Origin of the sequence: Herbiconiux liukaitaii (genome assembly GCF_041927495.1) — a bacterium.
Taxonomy (GTDB): Bacteria; Actinomycetota; Actinomycetes; order Actinomycetales; family Microbacteriaceae; genus Herbiconiux; species Herbiconiux liukaitaii.
Map to the genome: position 1 here is coordinate 119,694 of NZ_JBHFHG010000005.1, position 25,418 is coordinate 145,111.

The following is a 25,418-nucleotide window of genomic DNA, read 5'->3' on the forward strand; positions in this document are numbered from 1 at the left end:
GTGCCCGAGCGGCGGATCAGGCGGGCTCCACCGCCGACCACGGCAGGGTGAGCTCGCCGAGCCGCTGCCGGCGCTTGGGTGTCTGCACGGGCCAGCCCGCGTCGGCGAGAGCGGCGACGGTGGCGAGCCAGCGCTGCACCGGCCCGTAGGTCGCCAGGGCGGCGTTGTGCTGCCAGAAGCGATCGAGATCGACGAGCAGGCGATGCACCCGTTCGCCGGGCACGTTGCGGTGGATGAGCGCCTTCGGCAGTCGCTCGGCCACGATCGAGGGGTGCTCGAGCCCCGCCAGCCGCAGTGAGATCGTGAACGTGCGCGGCCCGTCGTGGCCGAGCGCCACCCAGCTGCCCACGCGCCCCACCTCGTTGCACGTGCCCTCCACGAGCACGCCCTCCGGCTGCAGGCGCGAGACCATGAGGTCCCACGCTCCCGCCACCTCCGACTCGTCGTACTGCCGCAGCACGTTGAAGGCGCGGATGACGGCCGCCCTCCGGCCGGCGGGCAACGGCACCTCGAAGCCGCCGAGCGCGAAGTCGACCCGCGCATCCGGCGCGAACGTCGAGCGCCCCTCGCGCACCTCCTCGAGCTGGGCGGTGGCGGTGGCCACGCGCTCCGGCGCGATCTCGAGCCCGCGCACCTCGACGTCGGGCCGCACGGCCGCGAGGCGTGCCTGCAGCTCGAAGGCGGTCACGCCGCTGGCCCCGTAGCCGAGGTCGACCACGAGCGGATCCGCGGTGCGGCTGAGCACGGGGAGGGTCGTGATGAACCGGTCCACCCGACGCAGCCGGTTGGTGTTCGTCGTCCCACGGGTCACGGCACCGATCGGCATGCTCCCCATAGTATGGAGCCATGCCCACAGAGCCTTACACCCTCATCCTGCTGCGCCACGGAAACAGTGACTGGAACCAGAAGAACCTGTTCACCGGGTGGGTCGACGTCGATCTCTCCGAGCGGGGCGTCGGCGAAGCCACCCGTGCGGGTGAGCTGCTGGCGGCCTCCGGAATCCTCCCCGACGTGCTGTACACGTCGCGCCTCACCCGAGCCATCCGCACGGCGGAGCTCGCGCTCGCCGAGGCCGGCCGCTCCTGGATCGACGTCAAGCGCTCGTGGCGCCTCAACGAGCGCCACTACGGCGCCCTGCAGGGCAAGGACAAGGCGCAGACCCTCGCCGAGTACGGTCCTGAGCAGTTCCAGACCTGGCGCCGCTCGTTCGACGTGCCGCCGCCCCCCATCGCCGACGACGACCAGTACTCGCAGGTGGGCGACCCCCGCTATGCCGACCTCGGCGACGACGTGCCCCGCACCGAGTGCCTCAAAGACGTCATCGACCGCATGCTGCCCTACTGGGAGTCGGACATCACGGCGGATCTCGCCCTCGGCAAGAGCGTGCTCGTCACGGCCCACGGCAACTCGCTGCGCGCGCTCGTGAAGCACCTCGACGGCATCTCCGACGACGACATCGCCGAGCTCAACATCCCCACCGGCATCCCGCTCGTCTACCGGCTCGACGCCTCGTTCGTGCCGACCGGCCCCGCCGAGTACCTCGACCCGGAGGCCGCCGCCGCCGGAGCGGCCGCCGTGGCCGCGCAGGGCAAGAAGTAGCACCGTGGCCGAGTCGACAACGGAGTCGATGAGGGCCGCGATCTGGAACGGCACGGGTCTCCCGCTCAGCGTGGAGACCACCCCCACTCGCCGCCGCCCGCGAGCTCGGGGCCGACGTGGTCGTCAACTCCCGCACCGAGGATGCGCTCGCCGTGGTGCGCGAGGCCACGGGAGGCAAGGGAGTTCACGTGGCCTTCGAGGCGCTGGGCCGCTCTGAGACCTTCGAGCTCGTGAGCGACGCCGTGACCCGCCGCGTCCCGCTCGAGGAGGCGGGGGAGGCGTTCGCACTGCTCGACCGCGGTGAGATCACCGGCCGCGCCATCATCGTGATGTGAGGGGTGCCGCGCACGACGAAGCCCCCGGTGCTCTGCAGCAGCCGGGGGCTTCGAAGGTGAACGCGCGGTTACGGGTTGGAGGTGCCGCCCGGCCACTCGCCCGTTGCCAGGTACTGCACCTTCTTGGCGATCGAGACCGCGTGGTCGGCGAAGCGCTCGTGGTAACGGCTGGCGAGCGTGACGTCGACCGTGTCGACCGCCTCGCCCTTCCAGTGCGCGCCCAGCACGGCGTCGAAGACGCTCACGTGCAGCTCGTCGATCTGGTCGTCGTCGTTGCGGATCTCGTCGGCCAGGGCCACGTCCTCCGTCTTGAGGAGCACCGTGAGCTTCTTCGCGATCTCCACGTCGAGCCGGCCCATCTCGGAGAAGGTCGCTCGCAGGCTCTTCTTCACGACCTTGTCGGGGTAGCGGTAGCGCGCCAGCTGGGCGATGTGCTCCGCGATGTCGCCCATCCGCTCGAGCGAGGCGCTCACGCGGAGCGCCGTCACGACGATGCGCAGGTCGCGTGCGACCGGCTGCTGCAGGGCCAGGATGTTGATGGCCAGCTCGTCGAGGCTCGCGGCGAGCGAGTCGATCTTGGGGTCCTCCGCGATGACCGTCTCGGCCAGGGTCACGTTGGACTCGTTGAATGCCGTGGTGGCGTTGGTGATAGCGACTGTGACGAGCTCGGAGATCTCGACGAGACGCTCCTGTACCTCACGCAGCTCTTGCTGGAATACCTCACGCATGCGTGCAGGGTCCTTTCTTCGGTACGGCCATACTCGCCGGGCCAGGTTAACGACGGGTGCCGCGCAGTTGAACACTCGACGAAGCGGGAGCCTCGCGCGGCCGGGAAGGAAACCCGGGGCTCGGCGACTCATTAGTCTAGTGCGTATGGAAACAGGCTGGTTGGTGCTGTTGTCTCTGGCACTCGGCCTCTTCGTCGGCGCAGGTTTCGTGATCGTGCTCCACCTGGCTGAACGGCGGGGAAACGACGCCGTCGCCGTCGCGGCGAGCGGAGTGCCGGACGGCATCGGGCACATGGTCGACGCCCTCGACTTCGCGGGGCTCGTGCTCGACCCCTCGAACAACGTGGTCAAGGCCTCCGAGATCGCCTATACCTACGGACTCGTCTCCAATGGCCTGCTCGTGCACGAGGAGATGCTCGCCATGGTGGCCGAGGTGCGCACCACGGGGGAATCGCGGAGCAGAGAGGTCACCCTCGCCCGCGGTCCGTTCGGCGACGCGCTCATCCACCTCGACGTGCAGGTCGCCCGGCTGGGTGCCCGCTACCTGCTCGTGCTCGCGGAGGACCGCACGGAGGCCTACCGGCTCGAGGAGATGCGCCGCGACTTCATCGCGAACATCAGCCACGAGCTCAAGACGCCCATCGGTGCGATCTCGCTGCTCGCCGAGGCCCTCGAGCCGGCCTCGGACGACCCGGAGCAGGTGCGCCGCTTCGCGAAGCGCATGGGTACAGAGGCCCTGAGGCTCACCCAGATCACGCGCGAGATCATCGAGCTCTCGCGACTGCAGTCCACCGACGTGCTCGCCACGGCTAAGGTCGTCGACATCAGCGCGATCGTCTCGGCCGCCGTGGACCAGAACCACGTGGTGGCAGATGCGCGCGGCATGACGATCGCGGTCGGCGGGTCGAAGAAGGTCAAGGTCATGGGCGACGAGACGCTGCTCACCCTCGCCCTCAATAACCTCATCGCCAACGCCGTGCAGTACTCGCCCGACGGCTCGCGGATCGGCGTGGGTGTGCACCACGCCGACGGCGTGGTCGAGCTCGTGGTCACTGACCAGGGCATCGGCATCCCCGAGGCCGATCTGCGTCGGGTCTTCGAGCGGTTCTTCCGGGTGGATCAGGCGCGCTCGCGCAACACCGGCGGAACGGGCCTCGGTCTCAGCATCGTCAAGCACGTGGTGCAGAACCACGGCGGCGACATCCGTGCCTGGTCCCAGATCGGGCAGGGCTCCACCTTCACCATCCGGTTACCCGAAGCCACGGCCGAATCGGCCGCGTCGCGAGGAGAAAGACAACGATGACCCACATCCTTCTGGTCGAAGACGAGGCCGCGCTCAGCGAGCCGCTCAGCTACCTGCTGCGGCGCGAGGGCTACGGCGTGACCGTGGCACCCGACGGGCCGAGTGCCCTCAGCGAGTTCGAGCGCGGGGGAGTCGACATCATCCTGCTCGACCTCATGATCCCCGGCATCCCCGGCACCGAGGTGTGCCGCGAGATCCGCACCCGCTCGCAGGTGCCCATCATCATGCTCACCGCCAAGGACTCCGAGATCGACATCGTGGTGGGGCTCGAGCTCGGCGCCGACGACTACGTCACCAAGCCGTACTCCACCAGGGAGCTGCTCGCGCGCATCCGCGCCGTGCTCCGCCGCCAGGTGGAGGCCATCGACGCCGCCGAGCCGCTGCTGTCGGCCGGCCCCGTGTCGATGGACGTCGAGCGGCACACCGTGTCGGTCGGCGGCAAGGAGGTGGCGATGCCGCTCAAGGAGTTCGAGCTGCTCGAGCTGCTCCTGCGCAACGCCGGTCGCGTGCTGACGCGCGGTCAGCTGATCGACCGGGTCTGGGGATCCGACTACTTCGGCGACACCAAGACGCTCGACGTGCACATCAAGCGCATCCGCTCGAAGATCGAGTCGGTGCCCTCCGAGCCCGTGCTGCTCGTGACCGTGCGGGGTCTCGGCTACCGCTTCGAGGGGTAGCCGAGAGGGCTACTCGGCCGGGTCGGTGCCTTCGGTGCCCTCGGCCGGGGCGCCCTCCGTGGGAGCCGGGGTGGGCTCGACCGTGGGGGTCGGAGTGGGCGTGGGGGTCGGCGTCGGAGTCGGCGTGACCGTCGGCGCGAGCCCGGTGTACTCCGGCAGCGAGGTGTTGAGCACGGGCACGAGCACCTGCACACCCTCGGCATCGCCGGCCTGGAAGTAGATGGGCACGAGGCTGCCGGGCTCCGAGATGTTCGAGAGCAGGATGTCCTCCCGATCCGAGTCGCCGAAGCTCGTGATGGCCCCGCCGCCCTCGACCGAGACGGTCTGGGTGACGCGCTCGCCGCTCTCGCCGTCTTCGTACTGCACGGTCACGCGGGTCGCGGACGAGCCGTTGTTGACGAACGAGACCAGCAGGCTGCCGAGCGTGCCGTCCTCGCTGATGACGATGGCGTTGCGGATGGCGACGTCGCCGGTGTCGGCGTTCACCCCATCAGACGCCTCGACGATCTCCGTGGTGGCTTGAGGGGTCACGAACGCGCACCCCGCGGTGCCGAACACGAGCAGGGCACCAACTAGAACGGATGCCGCGAACCGAGCTCTCACAAGACCCTCCAGAGTCGTCGACGCTTTGGCTTCAGCCTACAACGGGCGCGCCTCGAGGGTCTGGTTAGGTCAGCCTTACCACATACCCCCTGTGGTATCCTAGAGGTCACGGAAGGACATCCATTCATGCTTTTTGAGGTTGGCGAGACAGTCGTTTACCCCCACCACGGAGCGGCGACGATCTCCGAAGTGAAGACCCGGGTCATCAAGGGCGAAGAGAAGATCTACCTCAAACTCCGTGTCACGCAGGGCGATCTCACCATCGAGGTCCCTGCCGACAACGTCGATCTCGTGGGTGTCCGCGACGTGATCGGCCGTGAGGGCCTCGACAAGGTGTTCGAGGTGCTGCGCGCGCCGTTCACCGAGGAGCCCACCAACTGGTCCCGTCGGTACAAGGCGAACCTCGAGAAGCTCGCCTCCGGCGATGTCATCAAGGTGAGCGAGGTCGTGCGCGACCTGTGGCGCCGCGATCAGGACCGCGGCCTGTCGGCAGGCGAGAAGCGCATGCTCGCGAAGGCGCGTCAGATCCTCATCTCCGAGCTCGCTCTCGCCGAGAAGACCGACGAGGAGAAGGCCTCCGTGGTCCTCGACGAGGTGCTGGCCTCCTAGCAGCACCGTTCGTGTCGTCGCTCGCCCCCACCGTCGGGGTCGTCGTCGTCGCGGCTGGATCGGGCACCCGGTTGGGGCTCGCTCGCCCCAAGGCGTTCGTGGAGGTCGCCGGGCGCAGCATCCTGTCGTGGGCGATGGATTCCGTGTGCGGAATATCCGAACCCGTCGAGCTCGTGGTGGTCGCTCCCGCCGGTCTGGCCTCCGATGCCCATCGGCAGGTCGACCCCTTCGGGCTGCCGTGCACGGTCGTCGCCGGAGGTGACACCAGGCAGCAGTCGGTGCAGGCCGGCCTCGCCGCTCTGGGCTCCTCGGTCGACGTGGTGCTCGTGCACGACGCCGCGCGGCCCTTCACCCCGGTGGAGGTGTTCGAGCGGGTGATCGCCGAGGTGCGGGCGTCGGCCGCCGGTGTCATCCCCGGCATGCCCGTGACCGACACCATCAAGGGCGTCGACGGCGGGGGTCGGGTGCTCGAGACGGTCGACCGTTCGCGGCTCACCGCCGTGCAGACCCCACAGGGCTTTCCGCTGGCTCTCCTCGCCGAGGCCTACGCCTCCGCCACGGAGGACGTGACCGACGATGCGGCCCTCGTGCAGTCCCTCGGCCGTGCGGTCACCGTCGTGGCGGGCGACGCGCGTTCCTTCAAGATCACCACCCCCCACGACCTCGAACGCGCCGACGAGCTCGCCGGTGCCTCCCGAGACAGCAGGAGCAGCATGACCCGCATCCGCACCGGCCTCGGGGTCGACGCCCACGCCTTCGCCGACGAGGCGCCCGCGGTATCGGCGAATTCCACCGCCTCCGAGCTGTGGCTCGCCGGTCTGCACTGGCCGGGCGAGCGCGGCCTCGACGGGCACAGCGACGGCGACGTTGTGGTGCACGCCATCTGCGACGCCCTGCTCTCGGCGTCGGGGCAGGGCGACCTCGGCACGCGCTTCGGCACCGACGACCCGGCCCTCGCGGGAGCGCACGGAGACGTCTTCCTGCGCCGCACCCTCGACATCCTCACCGACGCCGGCTTCTCGATTGTGAACGTGGCCGTGCAGCTCGTGGGCAACCGCCCCCGTTTCGCTCCCCGCAAGGCCGAGGCGGAGTCGCTCCTCACCTCCCTGCTGGGTGCCCCGGTCACGGTCTCGGCCACCACGACGGACGGTCTGGGCTTCGCCGGTCGCGGGGAGGGCCTCTCGGCCATCGCCACGGCCCTCGTCCTGGCCCCGTAAACTACTCCGGTGACACTCCGCCTCCACGACTCGAAGGCCCGCGCCCTCCTCGACTTCACTCCTCTCGTCGACGGCCGGGTGGGCATCTACGTGTGCGGCCCCACCGTGCAGTCCTCCCCGCACATCGGCCACCTGCGCTCGGCCCTCGTCTACGACCTGCTGCGGCGCTGGCTCGCGCACACCGGATTCGCCGTGACCTTCGTGCGCAACGTCACCGACATCGACGACAAGATCCTCGTCAACGCGGCCGAGAGCGCGAAGGCGGGGAGCGCGGAGGAGTGGTGGGCCCTGGCCTACCGCGTGGAGCTCGAGTTCACGGCGGCCTACAACGCCATCGGTGTGCTGCCGCCCACCTACGAGCCGCGGGCCACCGCCTCCATCCCCGAGATGCAGGCCATCATCTCCCGCCTCATCGAGGCCGGTCACGCCTACGCCACCGACGACGGCACGGGCGACGTCTACTTCGACACCGCCTCCTGGCCCTCCTACGGCGAGCTGACCCACCAGGATCTCGACGACATGGCGCCCGCGGCCGACTCCGACTCGCGTGGCAAGCGCGACGTGCGCGACTTCGCCCTGTGGAAGGGGCACAAGGAGGGCGAGCCGGCCACCGCCGCCTGGCAGAGCCCGTGGGGCGCCGGCCGCCCAGGGTGGCACATAGAGTGCTCGGCCATGTCCACGAAGTACCTCGGCCCGCAGTTCGACATCCACGGCGGCGGCCTCGACCTGCGCTTCCCGCACCACGAGAACGAGCTCGCCCAGTCGCACGCCGCCGGCGATCCGTTCGCCAACTACTGGCTGCACAACGGCCTCGTCTCGGTGACCGGCCAGAAGATGTCGAAGTCGCTCGGCAACTCCATCTTCGCCGCCGAGCTCATCGCCTCCGCCCGCCCGGTGGTGCTGCGCTACTACCTCGGAGCCGCGCACTACCGCTCCACGCTCGAGTACCACGACGGAGCGCTCGAGGAGGCCGAGGCGGCTGTCTCGCGCATCGAGGGCTTCCTCGAGCGCGCCGAGCGCCGACTGGCCGGCACCCGTTTCGCCGGTACCGCGGAGCTCGCGGTGCCCACCGAGTTCGCCGAGGCGATGGACGACGACCTGAGTGTGCCCCAGGCCCTCGCGGTCATCCACGAGACCGTGCGCCGCGGCAATGCTGCCCTCGACGACGAGGACTTCGCGCTCACCGCCACCCTGCTCGGCGAGGTCCTCGCCATGACGGATGTGCTCGGCATCAACCCCCTCGCGCCCGAATGGGCGTCGAACACCGACGACTCGGCCGAGCGAGCACTCGCTACGCTGGTCGAAAGCCTCGTCTCCGACCGGGAGACGGCACGCAAGGACCGCGACTTCACCACCGCGGACCGCATCCGGGACGAACTCGGACAGGCCGGAATATCGATAGAAGACACGCCCACCGGCGCGCACTGGAGTCTCGATGGCTAAGAACACAACGGGTCGCCCCTCACGGGCCGGCGCTGTCCGCAGAGGAACGAAGGGCGCCAAGGCCGTCGGCTCCGGCGGCCAGGGCAGGCAGGCCCTCGAGGGCAAGAAGCCCACGCCCAAGGCGGAGGACCGCCCCTACCACCCCGCGGGCAAGGCCAAGGCGGCGCGCGAGCGCTTCGCCGCGGCCGGTGGCCGAGGGCGCCCCGGCGCCCGGTCGTCGAACGAGCGGTCGCCCGAGCAGGGCTCGGCCCGCCAGGCCCCCGCCCGCCGCGTCAAGAAGGCCGACGACGCCGAGATCGTGACGGGCCGCAACTCCGTGGTCGAGGCGCTCCGCGCGAAGATCCCGGCCACGGCGCTCTACGTGGCGTTCCGTGTGGAGGTCGACGAGCGCGTCAAGGAGGCGCTGTCGCTCGCCACAAAGCGCGGCATCCCCATCATGGAGGTCATGCGGCCCGAGCTCGACCGCCTCTCCGGCCACGACGCCGTGCACCAGGGCCTCGCCCTCAAGGTGCCGCCCTACGAGTACGCCCACCCGGAGACCCTGCTCGACGAGGTGTTGCGCCGCGGCCAGAAGCCGCTCTTCGTGGCCCTCGACGGCATCACGGATCCGCGCAACCTCGGCGCCATCATCCGCTCGACGGCCGCGTTCGGCGGTCAGGGCGTGATCGTGCCGCAGCGTCGTTCCGTGGGCGTCACCGCCTCGGCGTGGAAGACCTCGGCGGGAGCTGCGGCCACCACTCCCGTGGCCATGGCCTCCAACCTCACGCAGACCCTCAAGTCGTTCAAGGCCGCCGGCGTCTTCGTGGTGGGGCTCGACGGTGGAGGCGACACCGACCTCCCCGGGCTCGATTTCGCCGACGGTCCGATCGTGGTCGTGGTGGGCAACGAGGGCAAGGGTCTCTCGCGCCTCGTCACCGAGACCTGCGACGCGATCGTCTCGATCCCCATCTCGTCGGGCACCGAGTCGCTCAACGCGGGCATCGCGGCCTCGGTCACCCTCTACGAGATCGCTCGCCAGCGCGGCGACAAGAAGGCGGCGAAGGCCGCGGCCAAGGCGGCTCACTACGAGCGCGCCCAGACCGCGAAGGCCGCAGACGCCCAGGCCGCCGCAGAGACCCAGGCCGCCGCCGAGGCTCAGGCACCGACGGAGGCCTAGGCGGCGCTAGACCGTCAGACGCCAGTCGGTGTCGTCGTCGCCCGCGACGGTCGGGATCGGCAGCGTGAAGGCGCCGGTGGGCGGGTCGATCACGGTCGCCTCGTCGCGTCGGTGCCTCAGCACGGTGTCGACGTAGTCGGTGAGCGCCTCGGCCAGCGGCACGTCGCGGTTCTGCTTCTGGCTCATGAACCAGCGGTGCTCGAGCAGCTGGTGGAAGATCTCGGCCGGCTCGAGCTTGCCCCGAAGATCTCGCGGGATGGCGCGGATGACGGGCTCGAAGACCTTCGCGAGCCACTCGTGCGCCACCATCTCCTCGTCGTACTCCTTGCGGCCGAAGCGCGCGGTGTAGGAGTCGAGATCGTTGAGCAGTCGGCGCGCCTGGTTCTCCTGGGCGTCGAGCCCCGTGAGCCGCAGCAGTCGGCGCTGGTGGTGGCCGGCATCCACGACCTTGGGCTGGATGCGCACCGTGGTGCCGCCCTCGGTCGTCTTGATGGCGAGCTCCTCGATGTCGAAACCGAGGTCGTTGAGGCGGTCGACGCGCTCGTTGATGCGCCAGCGCTCCGACGAGCTGAACGACTCCGAGCCCGTGAGCTCCTTCCAGAGCGAGCGGTACGCCGCCACGATGCCGTTCGACAGGGTGATCGGATCGAGATCCTCATCCACCCGGCCGCCGGCCTCGAGGTCCATGAGCTCGCCCGCGATGTTGACGCGCGCGATCTCGAGGTCGTTCTCGCGCTGCCCGTTCGAGAGGCCATCGTAGAGCTGACCCGTCTCGGCATCCACGAGGTAGGCGGCGAAGGCACCGGCATCCCGGCGGAAGAGGGTGTTCGAGAGCGAGACGTCGCCCCAGAAGAAGCCCGCGATGTGCAGGCGCACGAGCAGCAGGGCGAGTGCGTCGACGAGCCGTGTGGCGGTGTCGGGCCGCAGCATCTGAGAGAACAGCGCCCGGTAGGGGAGCGAGAACTTCAGGTGCCTGGTGACGAGCACCGAGCGCAGCTCTTCGCCGTCGTCACCCGTGCGGTTGGTGATGACGGCGAGCGGATCGACGCACGGGATGTCGAGCTTCTGCAGGTTGCGCAGCATCTCGTACTCGCGCTTGGCCATCTCATCCGTCGTCTCCTTGATGGCGATGATGTGGCCGGAGAGATGGGCGAAGCGCACGAGGTGCCGGGAGATGCCCTTGGGCAGCGCCGCGATGTACTCGTCGGGCCACTCGTCCAAGGGGAGGTGCCACGGCAGATCCAGCAGGGCCGGATCCGCCGTGGCGGAGGTGATCGAGAGGGAGAGCGCCAAGGACTACGCGCCGACGGGGGCGTTGTTCAGACGCTCGCCGGTCTCGAGGTCGAAGAGGTGCACGTGGTTCGGGGCGGCGGTGAGGTACACCTTGTCGCCCACGAACGGGTGCGAGCGGCCGTCGACGCGCGTGACGATGTCGGTGCGCTTGCCGTCGATCTCCGAGTGGCCGTAGAGGTAGCCGTCGGCGCCGAGCTCCTCGATCAGGTCGACCGTCACCTCGAGGCCCTCGCCGGGGGTGGAGGAGAGCACGATGTCCTCGGGGCGCACGCCGATGGTGGCGCTCGTGGCCTTGGTGCTCGCGAGGGTCGCGCGGTCGACGGGCACCACGGAGGTGCCGAAGCGCACGCCGCCGTCGGCCAGGTCGGCGTGGAAGAGGTTCATGGCGGGGGAGCCGATGAAGCCGGCGACGAACACGTTGTTGGGCTTCTCGTACAGGTCGCGCGGAGTGCCGACCTGCTGCAGCAGACCGTCCTTCAGCACGGCGATGCGGTCGCCCATGGTGAGCGCCTCGGTCTGGTCGTGGGTGACGTAGACCGTGGTGACGCCGAGGCGGCGCTGGAGCGACGCGATCTGGGTGCGGGTCTGCACGCGGAGCTTGGCGTCGAGGTTCGACAGCGGCTCGTCCATGAGGAACACCTGCGGCTGGCGCACGATGGCGCGGCCCATGGCGACGCGCTGACGCTGACCACCGGAGAGCGCCTTGGGCTTGCGCGCGAGGTAGGGCTCGAGGTCGAGCAGCTTGGCGGCCTCAAGCACGCGGGTGGCGCGCTCGTCCTTGCCGACGCCGGCGATCTTGAGGGCGAAGCCCATGTTCTCCGCCACGGTCATGTGGGGGTAGAGAGCGTAGTTCTGGAAGACCATCGCGATGTCGCGATCCTTCGGGGGGATGTCGGTGACATCGCGGTCGCCGATCAGGATGCGGCCCTCGTTGACCTCTTCGAGGCCCGCGAGCATGCGCAGGGAGGTGGACTTGCCGCAGCCGGAGGGGCCGACGAGCACAAGGAACTCGCCATCGGCGACCTCGAGGTCGAGCTTGTCGACCGAGGCGCGCGTGGCGCCCGGGTAGATGCGGGACGCCTTGTCGAATGTGACAGATGCCATGATTGAATGTCTCCTTCACCGGCAGGTACGTGCCGGACGATCCGTTGTGATGGATTGAATCCGGACCGACGCCGTCGACGGTCCACCTCTCAGTATGACATGTCGCCCTGTTCGCAGGGTGTGCGCGGTCAACTCCCAGAGTGCGTGCCTACTATCCTGGAGTCATCCCCCACGACCCACGGAGTACTACACGCATGAGCATCAGCGGAGCCGGAGATTCACGCCAGTCGAAGAACGAGCGACGTGAGGCCGCCCAGCAGAAGGCCAAGCAGCTCCGCGAGGAACAGCGCAAGAAGGACGTGCGCAATCGCGTCATCCTCATCAGCTCACTGAGCGTCGTGGTGATCGCGATCATCGTGGGTGTGACCCTCGTGATCACCTCAACGCTCCGCCCCGAGGGCCCCGGACCGCTCAACATGGCGAGCGACGGCATCCAGATCGGCGAGGGCCTGACGGCCACCACGACTCCCGCGCTCGCTGCGGGCGAGGCGCCGCAGCCCACGGTCACCGACCCCGACTCCGGCGTCGTCGACATCCGCACCTACATCGACTACATGTGCCCGTACTGCGGCCAGTTCGAGGCCACCAACAACGAGCAGATGACCGAGTGGCTGCAGTCGGGCGCTGCGACCGTCGAGGTGCACCCGCTCTCCATCCTCGACCGCTCCTCGCTCGGCACGCGCTACTCCACCCGGGCCGCGAACGCCGCCTCGTGCGTGGCGAACTACTCGCCCGACCAGTTCTGGGACTTCAACCGCCTGCTGTTCGAGAACCAGCCGGAGGAGAACTCCGAGGGTCTCGACGACGCCACGCTCAAGGAGCTCGCGACCGAGGCCGGAGTCACCGCGCAGAGCGACATCGAGACCTGCATCGACGACGCCTCCTTCCGCGGCTTCGTGGCCGACTCCACGTCGCGTGCCCTGCAGGACCCGCTGCCGGGTGCTGCAGACGACGAGCCCGTGACGGGCACCCCCACCGTGCTCGTGAACGGCGAGAAGTACACCGGTTCGCTCACCGACGCGGATGCCTTCGCGGCGTTCGTGGTGCAGGTGGCCGGCGAGGCCTACGACACCTCCACGTCGACCCCCACGCCCACCCCGACGCCCGCGGGCTGACCGCTCGCGAGCGCTGCCTCGGGGCCTGCCCGGCTCGTGGCCACCTCGTGGCTACAATGGGGTGTTCCACCCAGCCGGCCTGGCGCAATTGGTAGCGCACCGCTCTTGTAAAGCGGGGGTTACGGGTTCGAGTCCCGTGGCCGGCCCGATGCCGTGCGGCGCTCCACGGTGAACGAGAGCGCGAGCACCACGAGGCCGAGCCCCGCGAGAGCTACTCCCACCACCGCGGGGGAGAGGTAGCCGAAGCCGGCGGCGATCACGAGTCCGCCGAGGAACGCGCCCAGGCTGTTGCCGATGTTGAGCGCCGAGTGGTTGAGGGCGGCCGCGATCGACTGGGCGTCGTGCGCGACATCCATGAGTCGGGTCTGCACGGCGGGTGAGCAGCTGCCCGCGAACAGGCCGATCAGCGTGATGCACACGATGAGGCCGAGGGCGGTGTGCGCGAAGAGCGCGAACGCCAGCACCGAGACCCCCACACCCACGAGGCTGATCACGAGCGAGAGCTTGACCGATCTGTCGGTCAGCCAGCCGCTCAGGAACGTGCCCACGGTCATGCCGACGCCGAAGGCCACGAGCGTCCATGGCACGAAGCCCTCCCCGAGACCCACGACATCCGTGACAACGGGCGCGATGTAGGTGTAGACGGCGAAGATGCCCGCGAAGCCGACCGATCCGAGCAGCAGGGTGAGCCACACCTGCAGGCGGGTGAACGCCGAGAGCTCGTTGCGCAGGGTGGCGGTGGGATCGCCGGGGCTGAACGGCACCGTCAGGACGATCGCGGCGAGGGTGACCACGAAGATCACGGCGACCAGGAGGTAGGCGCTCCGCCAGCCGAAGGTCTGACCGAGGTACGTGCCGAAGGGCACCCCCACGACGTTGGCGATGGCCAGCCCGCCGAGCACGAAGGCCACACCGCGGGCCCGGCGGTCGGGGCCCATGAGCGAGGCCGCCACGAGCGAGGCGATGCCGAAGTACGCGCCGTGCGGCAGGGCGCTCAGGAAGCGCGCGGCCAGCACGAGCTCGAACGAGGGCAGCACGGCGGAGAGCAGGTTGCCCACCACGAAGACGGCCACGAGCGCGAGCAGCAGGCGCTTTCGCGGCCACCTCGCGGCGAGAGCGGCGATGGTGGGCGCACCCACCACCACGCCGAGCGCGTAGGCCGAGACCAGCCAGCCAGCTTGAGCGTTGGCGGATGCTGCGTCGGCGGCGTACTGGGCGGGCAGGAGGTCGGCCGCGATGTCGGGCAGCAGCCCCATCGTGACGAACTCGGTGACGCCGATGCCGAAGCCGCCGAGCGCCAGGGCGAGGATCGCGAGCTGGCGGCGAGCCGGCGTCACAGACTGGAGAGGTGCTCGTGCGCCTTGATGCGACCCTTGGCCCGCGGGCGCCTGGCGCGCTCCGGGAGCCCTCCCACGTAGAGCCAGCCGAGCAGCTCCTCGTTCTCGTCGAGGCGGTGGGCCTTGCGCACGGCCTTCGAGCGAGTCTGGTCGCCCGTGCGCCAGAACACACCCCAGCCGGCGTCGTCCAGCAGCAGGGTGAGGTTGTGGGCCACTCCGGAGGCGACGGCCTCCTGCTCCCAGCGCGGCACCTTGCGGGAGCCGAGGGAGGCGACGATCGCCAGCAGCAGGGGAGCGCGGCGCGCCTTCTGACGGTACTTCTCCGCGTCCCTCCCCTTCTTGCCCTCGGCCTTCGCGAACGCGTCGCCCACGAGGTCGCGGGAGTCACCTCGGATCTCGATGACGCGCCAGGGGCGCAGGCCGCTGTGGTCGGCGAGCTGGCCGGCCGCCTCGACCGCGCTCACGATCTCGGCGTGGGTGGGGCTCACCTCGGTGACCTTCGACGAGGAGCGCCTGGCGAGCATGGCCGCGTGGACGCCGCTCACGCGCCGCCCTCCGGCGCGAAGGTGAGGGAGACGGAGTTCATGCAGTAGCGGTCGCCCGTGGGGGTCTGCGGGGCGTCGTCGAAGAGGTGCCCGAGGTGCGAGCCGCAGTTCGCGCAGCGCACCTCCGTGCGCAGCATGCCGAGCGAGCGGTCCTCGATGAGCTCGACCGCATCCGAGTCCGAGGCGTCGTAGAAGCTCGGCCAGCCGCAGTGCGAGTCGAACTTGGTGGTGCTGCGGAAGAGCTCGTGCCCGCACGCGCGGCAGCTGTAGGTGCCCTCGCGCTTCTCGTCGAGCAGCTCACCCGTCCACGGGCGCTCGGTGGCGGCCTGGCGGAGCACCGCGAACTCGTCCGGCGAGAGCTCGTCGCGCCACTCATCGTTCGACTTGGAAACCTGATAGTTCATGACTGCTCCTGCGTGCGCTGGGGGACCTTACATCTTCCCAGATAAACTCGGGCGGGTGCCCGCTCCCACCATCATCCGGAAGCGCTGGAGCGAACTCTCGGTCGACGAGCTCTACGCGTTCATCAAGGTGCGCACCGACGTGTTCTACGTGGAGCAGAAGGTCGACGACAGCGAGCTCGACTGGCGCGACGCCGAACCGGCCACCCTGCACTACTGGATCGCCTCTGAGGGCGTGACCGCCGCCTACCTCCGGGTGCTCGAGGATGCCGAGCCGGAGCACGCGGACGCGCGCCGGGTGATCGGGCGCGTCGTCGTGCATCCGCAGCACCGGGGCCGGGGGCTGGCCCGCCTCCTGCTCGCCCGCGTGATCGACGACTGGGGGAACGAGGCGATGATGCTGCACGCGCAGAGCTACATCGCCCAGCTCTACCAGGAGGTCGGCTTCGAGCCGTTCGGCGAGGAGTACCTCGAGGCGGGCATCCCGCACCTCTCCATGTACCGGCGGGCGACGGCCGGCTGACGGTGCCTCGCGTGGCTATCGGCTCCTCCCAAGCTCTCCGCCAATATGATGTGGCTGACGTTCGAGAGGAGGACCGTTCCGTGACGACTGCAGACAGCACCCAGGCGCCCGTGGCGACCTCGTCCCCTCTCGGCGACCGCGATGCGCGCATTCTCCGCTTCGAGCGCAGCTGGTGGAGGCACGCCGGCGCGAAGGAGCAGGCCATCCGCAAGGAGTTCGACCTCTCGTCGGCCCGCTACTATCAGCTGCTGGGCGCGCTGATCGACTCCCCGGCCGCGCTCGCCCACGACCCGATGCTCATCACGAGGCTCCAGCGGGTGCGCGACGCGCGCTTGGCCGCACGGTCCGCCCGCCTCCTCTCGCGCGACGACTAGGACACCGCTTCAGCCATGTCATTCCCCGAGGACAGCTTCGACCGCCTGCCCGCCCACCGAGAGCGCGTGGGTGCGCACCGCGGCCCCGCGCAGCGAGGCCGCGGTTGGATGGTGCTCGCCTGGGCGGCGCTCGCCACGGTGCTCCTCGTGGGCGGCGGCATCGTGTACCTCGCCGTCGTGAACGACAATATCCAGTTCACCGACTCCAACAGCGCCGCCGCCACGACCGCGCCCGAGGAGACCGCGACCCCCGAGGCCGTGGCCCCGATCACCGACGGCACACTCGCCGTGACCATCCTCAACGGCACGGAGAACGTCGGTCTCGCGGGGCGCGTGGGCGAGGCCGCTGTAGCCGGCGGGTGGAACGTGGCCACGCAGGCCAACGCGAGCACGACCGACTTCGCCACCACCACGGTCTACTACGAGGACCCGGCCAACGAGGCCGCGGCCCTCGGCCTCGCGCAGCTGCTCGGAGGAGCAGCGACAGAGCTCTCCTCGAGCTTCCCGGGCGCCGCCCTCACGGCCGTGATCGGCACCGACTACGCGGGCCCCGGCCTCGAGGCGCCCGTCGCCTGAGTCGCCCAATATTTCGCGCGTGTTTCGGTCGTGTTGAGTTGCGATCACGATGTCGGGAATTCACCGCGCAGCCCGTTCCCCGGTGATTAGTATCTGAAAACGGGCGTGGCAAACTGTGCCGCTCCTGCAGAAACACAGCACTTGGGAGTAACGATGGCGAACGGAACCGTGAAGTGGTTCAACGCTGAAAAGGGCTACGGCTTCATCACCGTCGACGGGGGCGGGCAGGACGTCTTCGTCCACTACTCCGCGATCGACATGGCGGGGTACAAGGTGCTCGAAGAGGGCCAGGCGGTCGTCTTCGAGGTCGGCACGGGATCCAAGGGGCCGCAGGCCGAGTCCGTGCGCCTCGCGTGACGCGCCGCGACCGGCTCGGTTCGCCTCGCGCCGCTCGACGCTAGTCTGACCTGGTGGTCAGTCGTCGATCGGATGCCGTGCGCGTCGCAGCAGGGTGCGTGGTCGTCGCTCTCGCCGCAGCCCTCGCCGGCTGCACGAGCGAGTCGGAGCCCGTGCCCGAGAACACCGTCACACCCACAGCTGCCTTCTCCTCCGACTACGTGGAGCCTGCACCTCTCGTGCCGGCTCCCCTCCGCGGGACGCTCGTGGCCGAGGGTTCCCTCACGGGGCCGTCGCTCGCCGCGAAGGTCGACAACCACGAAGAGGCCAGGCCCCAGCTCGGCCTCGAGCGCACCGACATCGTGTTCGAGGAGCTCGTCGAGGGCGGGCTCACGCGCTACGTCGCCATCTGGCAGTCGGATGTGCCCGAGCTCATCGGCCCGGTGCGGTCCATCCGCCCGATGGACCCCGACATCGTCTCTCCCCTCGGGGGCATCATCGCGTTCTCCGGCGGCCAGGAGCAGTTCGTCGACATGATGCGCGACACCCCGGTGTACAACGCCATCCACGGCGAGAGCGACACCGAGGCCACGTTCTACCGCATCGACGGCAAGGAGAGCCCGCACGACGTCGTGGTGCGGGCCCAGGAGCTCGTCTCCGAGCACCTCGACCTCGCCGCCCCCTCGCAGCAGTTCGCCTACTCCTACGACGTGCCGTCGTCGACGGCCGCCCTCGAAGGCGACCCCACGGCGGGCGTCTCGCTGGTCTTCTCCGACGAGCGCTACCCGAGCTGGAGCTGGGACGAGGCGTCGTCGACGTGGCTGCGCTCGCAGGAGGGCGCCCCCGACCTCGACTCCGAGGGCGCTCAGCTCTCGGCGGTCAACGTCGTGACGCTGCGGGTCGACGAGGTCTACGACTACGACGCCGAGGTGCCCCAGGCCGTGATGGTGGCCTCGGGCGAGGCGTGGGTGAGCACCGGTGGCAAGACGGTGCACGCCACCTGGTCGAAGGATGCCGCGACCTCGCCGATCCGCCTCACCGACGATCTGGGCGCCACCCTCCGGCTGGCTCCCGGCAACACCTGGGTCGAGCTCGTGCCCAACGAGCAGGGCAGTGTGACGTTCCTCCCTCCCTCGGCGTAGCTCTCCGCCTCACGCGACGGTGCCTCACTTGCACTCGCGCATCCCGAGTGCCAATATTGACTTAGCACTCAGGAACACCGAGTGCTAAACACCGAATCTTTGAATACGTCCAGGGAGGACGAGAAACACATATGGCAAAGATCATTGCTTTTGACGAAGAGGCCCGCCGCGGTCTCGAGCGCGGCCTGAACATCCTCGCCGACGCCGTGAAGGTCACGCTCGGCCCGCGCGGCCGCAACGTCGTGCTCGAGAAGAAGTGGGGCGCTCCCACGATCACCAACGACGGCGTGTCCATCGCCAAGGAGATCGAGCTCGACGACCCCTACGAGAAGATCGGCGCCGAGCTCGTCAAGGAGGTCGCCAAGAAGACCGACGACGTCGCGGGCGACGGCACCACCACCGCCACCGTGCTGGCCCAGGCGCTCGTGAAGGAAGGCCTCCGCAACGTGGCCGCCGGCGCCGACCCGATCTCGCTCAAGAAGGGCATCGAGAAGGCCGTCGCCGCCGTCTCCGCCGAGCTGATCAAGAACGCCAAGGAGATCGAGACCAAGGAAGAGATCGCCGCCACCGCGTCGATCTCTGCCGCCGACCCCGAGATCGGCGCGATCATCGCCGAGGCCATCGACAAGGTGGGCAAGGAAGGCGTCGTCACCGTCGAGGAGTCGAACACCTTCGGCACCGAGCTCGAGCTCACCGAGGGCATGCGCTTCGACAAGGGCTACCTCTCCGCGTACTTCGTGACCGACCCCGAGCGCCAGGAAGCGGTCTTCGAAGACCCCTACATCCTGATCGTCAACTCGAAGGTCTCGAACATCAAGGACCTGCTGCCGATCGTCGACAAGGTCATCCAGACCGGCAAGCAGCTCCTCATCATCGCTGAGGACGTCGACGGAGAGGCGCTCGCGACCCTGGTCGTGAACAAGATCCGCGGCATCTTCAAGTCGGTCGCCGTCAAGGCCCCCGGCTTCGGCGACCGCCGCAAGGCGCAGCTGCAGGACATCGCGATCCTCACCGGCGGCCAGGTCATCTCGGAAGAGGTCGGCCTCAAGCTCGAGAACGTGACCCTCGACCTGCTCGGTCAGGCCCGCAAGGTCGTCATCACGAAGGATGAGACCACCATCGTCGAGGGTGCCGGCGACGCCGAGGCCATCGCCGGTCGCGTGGCTCAGATCCGTGCCGAGATCGAGAACAGCGACAGCGACTACGACCGCGAGAAGCTCCAGGAGCGCCTCGCCAAGCTCGCCGGAGGTGTCGCGGTCATCAAGGCCGGTGCCGCCACGGAGGTCGAGCTCAAGGAGCGCAAGCACCGCATCGAAGACGCCGTGCGCAACGCCAAGGCCGCCGTCGAAGAGGGCATCGTCGCCGGTGGTGGCGTCGCCCTCATCCAGGCCGGCAAGACCGCGTTCGCCAACCTCGACCTCAAGGGTGACGAGGCCACCGGTGCGAACATCGTCAAGGTCGCCATCGAGGCGCCCCTGAAGCAGATCGCCTTCAACGCCGGCATGGAGCCGGGCGTCGTCGCCGCCAAGGTGCGCGAGCTCGACTACGGGTGGGGCCTCAACGCCGCCACCGGCGAGTACGTCGACCTGCTGGCCGCCGGCATCATCGACCCCGCGAAGGTCACGCGCTCTGCTCTGCAGAACGCGGCGTCCATCGCCGGTCTGTTCCTGACGACCGAGGTCGTCGTGGCCGACAAGCCCGAGAAGAACGCGGCTCCGGCCGGCGACCCCACGGGTGGCATGGACTTCTGAGTTAGTTCGAACACGAGAACGCCGTGTCGGCCCCTTCGGGGCCGGCACGGCGTTCTCGCGTTCCCGCGCCGGTCCCCGCCCGGCGCGACGGGCGCGACGCGCCCTGCGGGCGTGTGGGATGTACTCTTCACGGAGAGGGTCAACGGATCGTCGTGGGCAGGAAGAGGGTGTCGTGCCACAGCATCCGGCACCCCACGCGGGGCGTTCCGCTCTGATCGTCGACGATTCCGAGGATCAGGCGCATCTTCTCCAGGTGCACCTGGAACGATTGGGCTTCTCCGTCTCGGTCGTCGGCTCGGCCGAGGCCGCCATGGACTCCTACCGACGCATCGAGCCGACCGTCGCCGTGGTCGATCTGCTCCTCCCGGGAATGAACGGCTGGCAGCTCGTCGAGGCGATGAAGGCCGAGGTGGCGGGCTCACGGCTCGTCGTGACCTCGGTGCTCGACGCGGAGGACTATCCGGCCGCAGATGCGGTGCTGCCGAAGCCGTTCACCTTCCGGCAGGTCGCACGCACGATGGACACCATCTTCCCGACCGGGTAGCGGTGAAGGACTCGAGGGGGCGCGAGCAGCATGAACGTACTGATAGCCGATGACGACGCGGATCTGCGCGAGCTCGTGACCATCGCGGTCGAGAAGGCCGGTGGCGCCGTCGTGGCCGCGGTCGGCACGGGCACCGACGCCTGGGCCGTGCTGCAGAGCACGCAGGTCGACCTCGCGGTGCTGGACATCTCCATGCCGGGGATGACCGGGCTCGAGGTCACCAGGCTCGCGAGGGAGCATCCGGCCCTCCGCGATCTGACCATCCTCATCATCACCGCGGACGGGTCCGTGACCATCGGCGAGGAGGCGACGGCCGCCGGTGCCGACGCGCTGATCAGGAAGCCGTTCCAGGTGCGTGAGCTGGTGCGATCCCTCCGCGACCTCGGGACCACGTCGGATCGATGAGGGCCTCGATCGTGCGGGCCACGTCGGGGACATTCGGATCCTGGCCTCCCCTCCTCAAACACGGTGCGGCCCTCAGCGGCTTCGCGCTGGCGAACCTCCTCCTCCTGTCGCCGCTGGACTTCGAGGCCGCGTTCTGGCCGGTCTTCGCCGCGGACGCCATCGTCGTGCTGGCGGCCGGGTTCGCGATCGTCCTCCCTCGCACCTCGCTGTCCGCCCGCTGGGAGATCCTCATCCCGCTCGTGACCTTCGTGGCGATCGCGCTGCTGAGGACAGCGACGGGCGGTCAGGTCTCGCCGTTCGGGGCTCTCATGATCCTCCCCGTGGTGTGGATCGCGTCGCAGCCGGGGTTCCGCTACGTGTTCATCTCCTTCGCCGGCGTGCTCGGGGTCGTGGCCGTGCCGTTCCTCGTCGGGGTCTCGTCGGTGGCCGTGGCGTCGGACGTGGCCCGCCTGGTCTTCACCCCAGCCATCTTCGCCATCGCCGCCGTGCTCATCAACCAGATCGCCCGTGTGCAGAACGACCGCCTGCTCCGCATGGAGCGGCTCGCCCGCGAGCACGACCGCCTCGTGGCCTCGCTGGAGGAGTCCACCCAGGAGGCGCTCCGCCGGCAGCAGCAGACCCTCGACGCGGCTCGACTCCGCGACAGCGTGTGGGAGTCCATCACGGGGCACGCCATCATCGGCACCGATCTCGACGGCACGGTGAACGTCTGGAACCGCGGGGCGGTCTCGCTGCTCGGGTACGCGAGCACCGAGGCGATCGGGCACCTCGGGATCCTCGACATCCGCCCCCACGTCGAGGAGGAGGGGTCGGCTCCCCGCGGCAGACCGGAGGCACCCGAGGTGAGCGAGTGGGTGCTCGAACGCAAGGACGGATCGACCTTCCCGGCGCACGTCGTGATGACCGAGCGGTTCGACGAGGTCGGCGACCCGGCCGGCTTCATCTTCGTGGCCACGGACGAGACCGAGGCCACCGAGCTCCAGCGCCTCAAAGACGAGTTCACGAGCCTGATCTCGCACGAGCTCCGCACGCCGCTGTCGTCGATCCTCGGCTACGTGGAGCTGCTCCGACCCGAAGACGATTTCGACGACCCCATGACCCCCCTCCAGCTCAAGTACCTGGCCGTCGTCGACCGCAATGCGCGGAGGCTGCTCCAGCTCGTGGGCGACCTCCTGTTCACCGCTCAGGTCGGGTCGGGCCGGTTCACCATCGAGCCCGTGCCGACCTACCTCACCGCACTCGTCCGCGCTGCGGCCGACACCGCGAGGCCGTCAGCGGACAACGGTCACGTGACACTGACCGTCGTGACACCGCCCGATGACGTGCTCGCGACGGTCGATCCGCTGCGGATCGGCCAGGCACTCGACAACCTCCTCTCGAACGCGGTGAAGTTCACACCCCGGGAGGGATCGGTGACGGTGACGCTCGAGAGCGACCCCGCCGCGGGTGTCATCCGTCTCGTGATCTCGGACACCGGCATCGGGATCCCCGCCGACGAGCTCGACAGGCTCTCGGAGCGCTTCTTCCGTGCCAGCACCGCCACTCAGCACGCGGTCAAGGGTGTGGGGCTCGGGTTGACCATCACCAAGGCCATCATCACGGCGCACGGCGGACGCATCGACATCGACAGCACGGTCGGCGTCGGCACCACCTTCACGGTCGAGCTGCCCGCCTGAGCGGCTCTCAGCGCACGGGCGACGGGATGACGGCGTCGTGGGCGAGGAGCGGCAGCGTCACCCGGAAGGTCGCTCCGCCGCCAGGAGTCTCGAGCGCTTCGACGTGGCCGTGGTGCGCGGCCACGATGGACGAGACGATCGCGAGGCCCAGACCGCTGCCGCCGGTCTCCCGGGTGCGGGAGGAGTCGGCGCGGTAGAAGCGCTGGAAGATCTTCTCGCGGATCTGCGGGGGGATGCCGGCTCCGTGGTCGACGATGTCGATCGTGGCCACCTGGCGCTCCTCGTCGACCTGCACGGCGAGCTCGATGGGGGAGTCGGCGTCGGTGAAGCGGAGCGCGTTGCCGATGAGGTTGGTGAGCACCTGACGGATCTTGTTCTCCTCGGCGAGCACCACCGGCGGGGTGATCGGCACGATGGTGAGCCCCACGCCCGAGCCGGACGCGTCGGTGTCGTCGTCGAGGGGGAGCACGGGCTGCGAGTCGCCCTTCGCCGCGCCCGTGCCGGTGCGCGACCTGCGGCGGAGCCTGGCGAGGGTGGCGTTCGCGAAGGCGATGGGGCGGGTGGCCGTGGAGGGCGTGCGCGCACCGGGGGCCGCATCCGGGTCGCCCGATCCCGAGCCGTCCGCCGATCCGTCGCCCTGGCCGGACCCGGACCCGGCACCCGAACCGCTGCCGCTGCCCCCGGCCTCGAGGGCCGGCCCGAAGGTGACGGCGGAGGGATCGAACGGCGTGGTCACCGAGACGACGCGCCCCGGGCTCGCGGCGCGTGCATCCATGGCCGCATCGAGGGTGAGCGGCACGAGGTCGACGGGTTCGAGCTGCAGCGGCCTCGTCTCGTCGAGGCGCGCGAGCTCGAGCAGGTCCTCCACGAGGGTGCCCATGCGGATCGCCTCCTTCTCGATGCGGTCCATCGCCTGCGCCACATCCTCCGGGGTCTGCAGCGCACCCATGCGGTACAGCTCGGCGTAGCCGCGCACCGAGACGAGGGGTGTGCGCAGCTCGTGCGAGGCGTCTCCCACGAAGCGGCGCATCTGGTCGATCGTCTTGGCGCGGTCGGCGAAGGCGCGGTCGATGCGCGAAAGCATGGTGTTGAGCGAGCGGTTGAGCCTGCCCACCTCGGTGTTGGGTGTCGCATCCGACATGCGCTGGCTGAAGTCGCCTCCGTCGGCGATGGCCGCGGCCGTCCGCTCCACCTCGCGCAGCGGACCGAAGGTCGAGGTGACGAGCAGCCTCGTGAGCATGGCGCCGAGGATGACGACACCCACACCGAAGGCGAGGAAGATCGAGAGGTAGGTGGCCGTGGTGCGCTCGGTCTCGAAGAGCGACTTGGCGATGACGACGTTGCCCTGCTCCGTGCCTCCGAAGAGGTAGACCTGCGCGGCGACCGCGTGCCACTCCATGCGCCCGTCGAGCGAATCGATGCTGAAGACCTTGCCGTCGAGCTCGTTCGCCTGCTCGAGCGTGACCTTGACGTTGGGCTGCTCGTCGGCATCGCTCTCGCCCCAGTTGCTGGCGAGCAGGTTGCCCGAGGAGTCGACGAGCCCCACGAAGTAGTCGGTGGGCGCCGAGGTGATGTCGGCCACGTCGAACTGCTCCTGCGTGGCGGAGGGGCCGAGGAACGGCGACGGATCGCGGTCACCGGAGTCGAGCTGCGTGTCGACCTGCTGCAGCAGGTAGGTGCGCAGCACGATCATGGTGCCCACCCCGGAGACGACCAGCCCGAAGGTCAGCATCAGCACCGTGACTCCGGTGATCTTCGAGCGCAGGGAAATGGAGCTCCACTGCTTCAGGATGGCGTTCAGCATGGCGAGAGCAAGGCTACCCCGCGCCGCTGGGCCGGGCCTCGCAGAGAGCTCAACCCAGGCCTAGACCTTGCTCACCTTGAGCATGTAGCCGAAGCCGCGCTTGGTCTGGATGAGGGACTCCTCGGTGTGCGCGTCGAGCTTGCGGCGCAGGTACGAGATGTAGCTCTCCACGATGCCGGCGTCGCCGTTGAAGTCGTACTCCCACACGTGGTCGAGGATCTGGGCCTTCGACAGCACGCGGTTGGGGTTGAGCATGAGGTAGCGCAGCAGCTTGAACTCGGTGGGGGAGAGCTCGATGGCGGTGTCGGCCACGAAGACCTCGTGCGTGTCCTGATCCATGGTGAGCTCGCCGGCGCGGATGATCGCGTCTTCGTCCGCCTGCATGGTGCGGCGCAGGATGGCCTTGATGCGGGCCACGATCTCGTCGAGGCTGAAGGGCTTCGTGACGTAGTCGTCGCCACCGACGGTGAGGCCCGTGATCTTGTCCTCCGTGTCGTCCTTCGCCGTGAGGAAGAGGATGGGGGCCGTGTAGCCGGCCGCACGCAGCCTCTTGGTGACGCCGAACCCGTTCATGTCGGGCAGCATCACGTCAAGGATGATGAGGTCGGGCTCCTCCTCCAGCACGGCGGAGATGGTCTGGGCGCCGTTGCTCACGGCGCGGACCGCGAAGCCGGCGAAGCGCAGGCTCGTGGTGAGGAGGTCGCGGATGTTGGGTTCGTCGTCGACGATCAGGATGCGAGGGCCGGTCATGGAGATATTCTCTGCGGGTTCGCTGGATGAAACCTGGGAGCCAGTCGGGTGGTCGGGTACGCCACTATGGTC

Annotated in this window: 27 protein-coding genes, 1 tRNA gene and 1 pseudogene; 19 read left to right on the forward strand and 10 right to left on the reverse strand. The window is 69.2% G+C overall.

From position 1 onward, the window contains the following. Positions 1-16: 16 nt before the first annotated feature. Positions 17-835 (reverse strand): class I SAM-dependent methyltransferase, encoded by an 819-nt coding sequence (locus ACEXQC_RS12210; protein WP_374822414.1) that lies wholly within the window; start codon positions 833-835, stop codon positions 17-19. Between the two features lie 11 nt (positions 836-846). Here ACEXQC_RS12210 and ACEXQC_RS12215 point away from each other — a divergent pair, with 11 nt between their 5' ends. Together ACEXQC_RS12215 and ACEXQC_RS12220 are read left to right on the forward strand one after the other, a co-directional pair. Beyond that, complete coding sequence (locus tag ACEXQC_RS12215) at positions 847-1,599, forward strand: phosphoglyceromutase (RefSeq protein ID WP_374822417.1); 753 nt, start codon at positions 847-849, stop codon at positions 1,597-1,599. A 98-nt stretch (positions 1,600-1,697) separates the two neighbouring features. Then, positions 1,698-1,934, forward strand: a pseudogene (locus ACEXQC_RS12220) (zinc-binding dehydrogenase); the annotation flags it as partial. A gap of 68 nt (positions 1,935-2,002) precedes the next feature. Here ACEXQC_RS12220 and phoU read toward each other — a convergent pair. Next, positions 2,003-2,662, reverse strand: coding sequence for a phosphate signaling complex protein PhoU (phoU, locus tag ACEXQC_RS12225; RefSeq protein ID WP_374822419.1), 660 nt, complete (start codon positions 2,660-2,662; stop codon positions 2,003-2,005). A 163-nt stretch (positions 2,663-2,825) separates the two neighbouring features. Here phoU and ACEXQC_RS12230 point away from each other — a divergent pair, with 163 nt between their 5' ends. Next, positions 2,826-3,965, forward strand: coding sequence for a sensor histidine kinase (locus tag ACEXQC_RS12230; protein ID WP_374822548.1), 1,140 nt, complete (start codon positions 2,826-2,828; stop codon positions 3,963-3,965). After that, positions 3,962-4,642, forward strand: coding sequence for a winged helix-turn-helix domain-containing protein (locus ACEXQC_RS12235; protein ID WP_374822422.1), 681 nt, complete (start codon positions 3,962-3,964; stop codon positions 4,640-4,642). Before ACEXQC_RS12230 ends, ACEXQC_RS12235 begins: the two co-directional genes overlap by 4 nt. 9 nt (positions 4,643-4,651) lie before the next feature. Here ACEXQC_RS12235 and ACEXQC_RS12240 read toward each other — a convergent pair whose 3' ends face one another. Continuing rightward, positions 4,652-5,245, reverse strand: coding sequence for a hypothetical protein (locus ACEXQC_RS12240; RefSeq protein ID WP_374822425.1), 594 nt, complete (start codon positions 5,243-5,245; stop codon positions 4,652-4,654). Positions 5,246-5,371: 126 nt separating this feature from the next. On the opposite strand from ACEXQC_RS12240, the gene ACEXQC_RS12245 reads away from it, so the two are divergent. Genes ACEXQC_RS12245 through rlmB form a run of 4 tightly spaced genes read left to right on the forward strand, consistent with a single transcriptional unit; the run spans position 5,372 to position 9,670 of the window. After that, entirely contained in the window at positions 5,372-5,854 is a 483-nt protein-coding gene (locus tag ACEXQC_RS12245; protein WP_374822428.1) for a CarD family transcriptional regulator, read from the forward strand. 11 nt (positions 5,855-5,865) lie between these two features. Further along, entirely contained in the window at positions 5,866-7,071 is a 1,206-nt protein-coding gene (gene ispD / locus ACEXQC_RS12250; protein ID WP_374822431.1) for a 2-C-methyl-D-erythritol 4-phosphate cytidylyltransferase, read from the forward strand. Between the two features lie 9 nt (positions 7,072-7,080). Next, positions 7,081-8,514 carry a cysteine--tRNA ligase gene (gene cysS, locus ACEXQC_RS12255; RefSeq protein WP_374822434.1) on the forward strand — a complete coding sequence of 478 codons (1,434 nt, stop codon included), beginning with the start codon at positions 7,081-7,083 and terminating at the stop codon, positions 8,512-8,514. Beyond that, on the forward strand, positions 8,507-9,670 hold the full coding sequence (gene rlmB / locus ACEXQC_RS12260; RefSeq protein WP_374822437.1) for a 23S rRNA (guanosine(2251)-2'-O)-methyltransferase RlmB: 1,164 nt from the start codon (positions 8,507-8,509) through the stop codon (positions 9,668-9,670). The genes cysS and rlmB overlap by 8 nt, the downstream gene beginning before the upstream one ends. Positions 9,671-9,676: 6 nt before the next feature. Here the strand turns inward: rlmB and ACEXQC_RS12265 are convergent, their stop codons facing one another. Next, complete coding sequence (locus ACEXQC_RS12265) at positions 9,677-10,963, reverse strand: DUF4032 domain-containing protein (RefSeq protein ID WP_374822440.1); 1,287 nt, start codon at positions 10,961-10,963, stop codon at positions 9,677-9,679. A 3-nt stretch (positions 10,964-10,966) separates the two neighbouring features. Next, positions 10,967-12,067, reverse strand: coding sequence for an ABC transporter ATP-binding protein (locus ACEXQC_RS12270; RefSeq protein ID WP_374822443.1), 1,101 nt, complete (start codon positions 12,065-12,067; stop codon positions 10,967-10,969). A gap of 194 nt (positions 12,068-12,261) precedes the next feature. Here ACEXQC_RS12270 and ACEXQC_RS12275 point away from each other — a divergent pair, with 194 nt between their 5' ends. Further along, complete coding sequence (locus tag ACEXQC_RS12275) at positions 12,262-13,182, forward strand: DsbA family protein (protein ID WP_374822446.1); 921 nt, start codon at positions 12,262-12,264, stop codon at positions 13,180-13,182. A gap of 73 nt (positions 13,183-13,255) precedes the next feature. Then, positions 13,256-13,328, forward strand: a tRNA-Thr gene (locus tag ACEXQC_RS12280). Here the strand turns inward: ACEXQC_RS12280 and ACEXQC_RS12285 are convergent. The 3 genes from ACEXQC_RS12285 to msrB are packed head-to-tail and all read right to left on the reverse strand — an operon-like array spanning position 13,302 to position 15,468. Next, positions 13,302-14,519 (reverse strand): MFS transporter, encoded by a 1,218-nt coding sequence (locus tag ACEXQC_RS12285; protein WP_374822449.1) that lies wholly within the window; start codon positions 14,517-14,519, stop codon positions 13,302-13,304. The two genes, ACEXQC_RS12280 and ACEXQC_RS12285, sit on opposite strands and share 27 nt — an antisense overlap. Next, the gene (locus ACEXQC_RS12290) at positions 14,516-15,043 is read right to left on the reverse strand and encodes a nitroreductase family protein (RefSeq protein WP_374822551.1); all 528 of its coding nucleotides are present in this window, start codon (positions 15,041-15,043) and stop codon (positions 14,516-14,518) included. Before ACEXQC_RS12290 ends, ACEXQC_RS12285 begins: the two co-directional genes overlap by 4 nt. A 17-nt stretch (positions 15,044-15,060) precedes the next feature. Then, positions 15,061-15,468 carry a peptide-methionine (R)-S-oxide reductase MsrB gene (msrB, locus tag ACEXQC_RS12295; RefSeq protein WP_374822452.1) on the reverse strand — a complete coding sequence of 136 codons (408 nt, stop codon included), beginning with the start codon at positions 15,466-15,468 and terminating at the stop codon, positions 15,061-15,063. Between the two features lie 55 nt (positions 15,469-15,523). On the opposite strand from msrB, the gene ACEXQC_RS12300 reads away from it, so the two are divergent. From ACEXQC_RS12300 to ACEXQC_RS12340, 9 genes are all read left to right on the forward strand, one after another. Then, positions 15,524-15,988 carry a GNAT family N-acetyltransferase gene (locus ACEXQC_RS12300; RefSeq protein ID WP_374822455.1) on the forward strand — a complete coding sequence of 155 codons (465 nt, stop codon included), beginning with the start codon at positions 15,524-15,526 and terminating at the stop codon, positions 15,986-15,988. Positions 15,989-16,068: 80 nt separating this feature from the next. Beyond that, positions 16,069-16,362, forward strand: coding sequence for a DUF3263 domain-containing protein (locus ACEXQC_RS12305; RefSeq protein ID WP_374822458.1), 294 nt, complete (start codon positions 16,069-16,071; stop codon positions 16,360-16,362). A gap of 15 nt (positions 16,363-16,377) precedes the next feature. Continuing rightward, positions 16,378-16,938: a LytR C-terminal domain-containing protein gene (locus ACEXQC_RS12310; protein WP_374822459.1), complete on the forward strand. Its 561-nt coding sequence runs from the start codon at positions 16,378-16,380 to the stop codon at positions 16,936-16,938. 153 nt (positions 16,939-17,091) lie between these two features. Further along, entirely contained in the window at positions 17,092-17,295 is a 204-nt protein-coding gene (locus tag ACEXQC_RS12315) for a cold-shock protein (RefSeq protein WP_374822462.1), read from the forward strand. Positions 17,296-17,348: 53 nt separating this feature from the next. Next, entirely contained in the window at positions 17,349-18,416 is a 1,068-nt protein-coding gene (locus ACEXQC_RS12320) for a DUF3048 domain-containing protein (RefSeq protein WP_374822465.1), read from the forward strand. Between the two features lie 131 nt (positions 18,417-18,547). After that, the gene (groL, locus tag ACEXQC_RS12325; RefSeq protein WP_374822467.1) at positions 18,548-20,167 is read left to right on the forward strand and encodes a chaperonin GroEL; all 1,620 of its coding nucleotides are present in this window, start codon (positions 18,548-18,550) and stop codon (positions 20,165-20,167) included. A 172-nt stretch (positions 20,168-20,339) separates the two neighbouring features. Continuing rightward, complete coding sequence (locus ACEXQC_RS12330) at positions 20,340-20,711, forward strand: response regulator (RefSeq protein WP_374822470.1); 372 nt, start codon at positions 20,340-20,342, stop codon at positions 20,709-20,711. Positions 20,712-20,741: 30 nt separating this feature from the next. Further along, entirely contained in the window at positions 20,742-21,116 is a 375-nt protein-coding gene (locus tag ACEXQC_RS12335) for a response regulator (RefSeq protein ID WP_374822473.1), read from the forward strand. Further along, positions 21,113-22,792: a sensor histidine kinase gene (locus tag ACEXQC_RS12340; RefSeq protein ID WP_374822476.1), complete on the forward strand. Its 1,680-nt coding sequence runs from the start codon at positions 21,113-21,115 to the stop codon at positions 22,790-22,792. The genes ACEXQC_RS12335 and ACEXQC_RS12340 overlap by 4 nt, the downstream gene beginning before the upstream one ends. Positions 22,793-22,799: 7 nt before the next feature. Here the strand turns inward: ACEXQC_RS12340 and ACEXQC_RS12345 are convergent, their stop codons facing one another. Then, complete coding sequence (locus ACEXQC_RS12345) at positions 22,800-24,596, reverse strand: sensor histidine kinase (RefSeq protein WP_374822479.1); 1,797 nt, start codon at positions 24,594-24,596, stop codon at positions 22,800-22,802. 60 nt (positions 24,597-24,656) lie between these two features. Continuing rightward, the gene (locus tag ACEXQC_RS12350) at positions 24,657-25,346 is read right to left on the reverse strand and encodes a response regulator transcription factor (RefSeq protein ID WP_374822481.1); all 690 of its coding nucleotides are present in this window, start codon (positions 25,344-25,346) and stop codon (positions 24,657-24,659) included. Between the last annotated feature and the right edge of the window lie 72 nt (positions 25,347-25,418).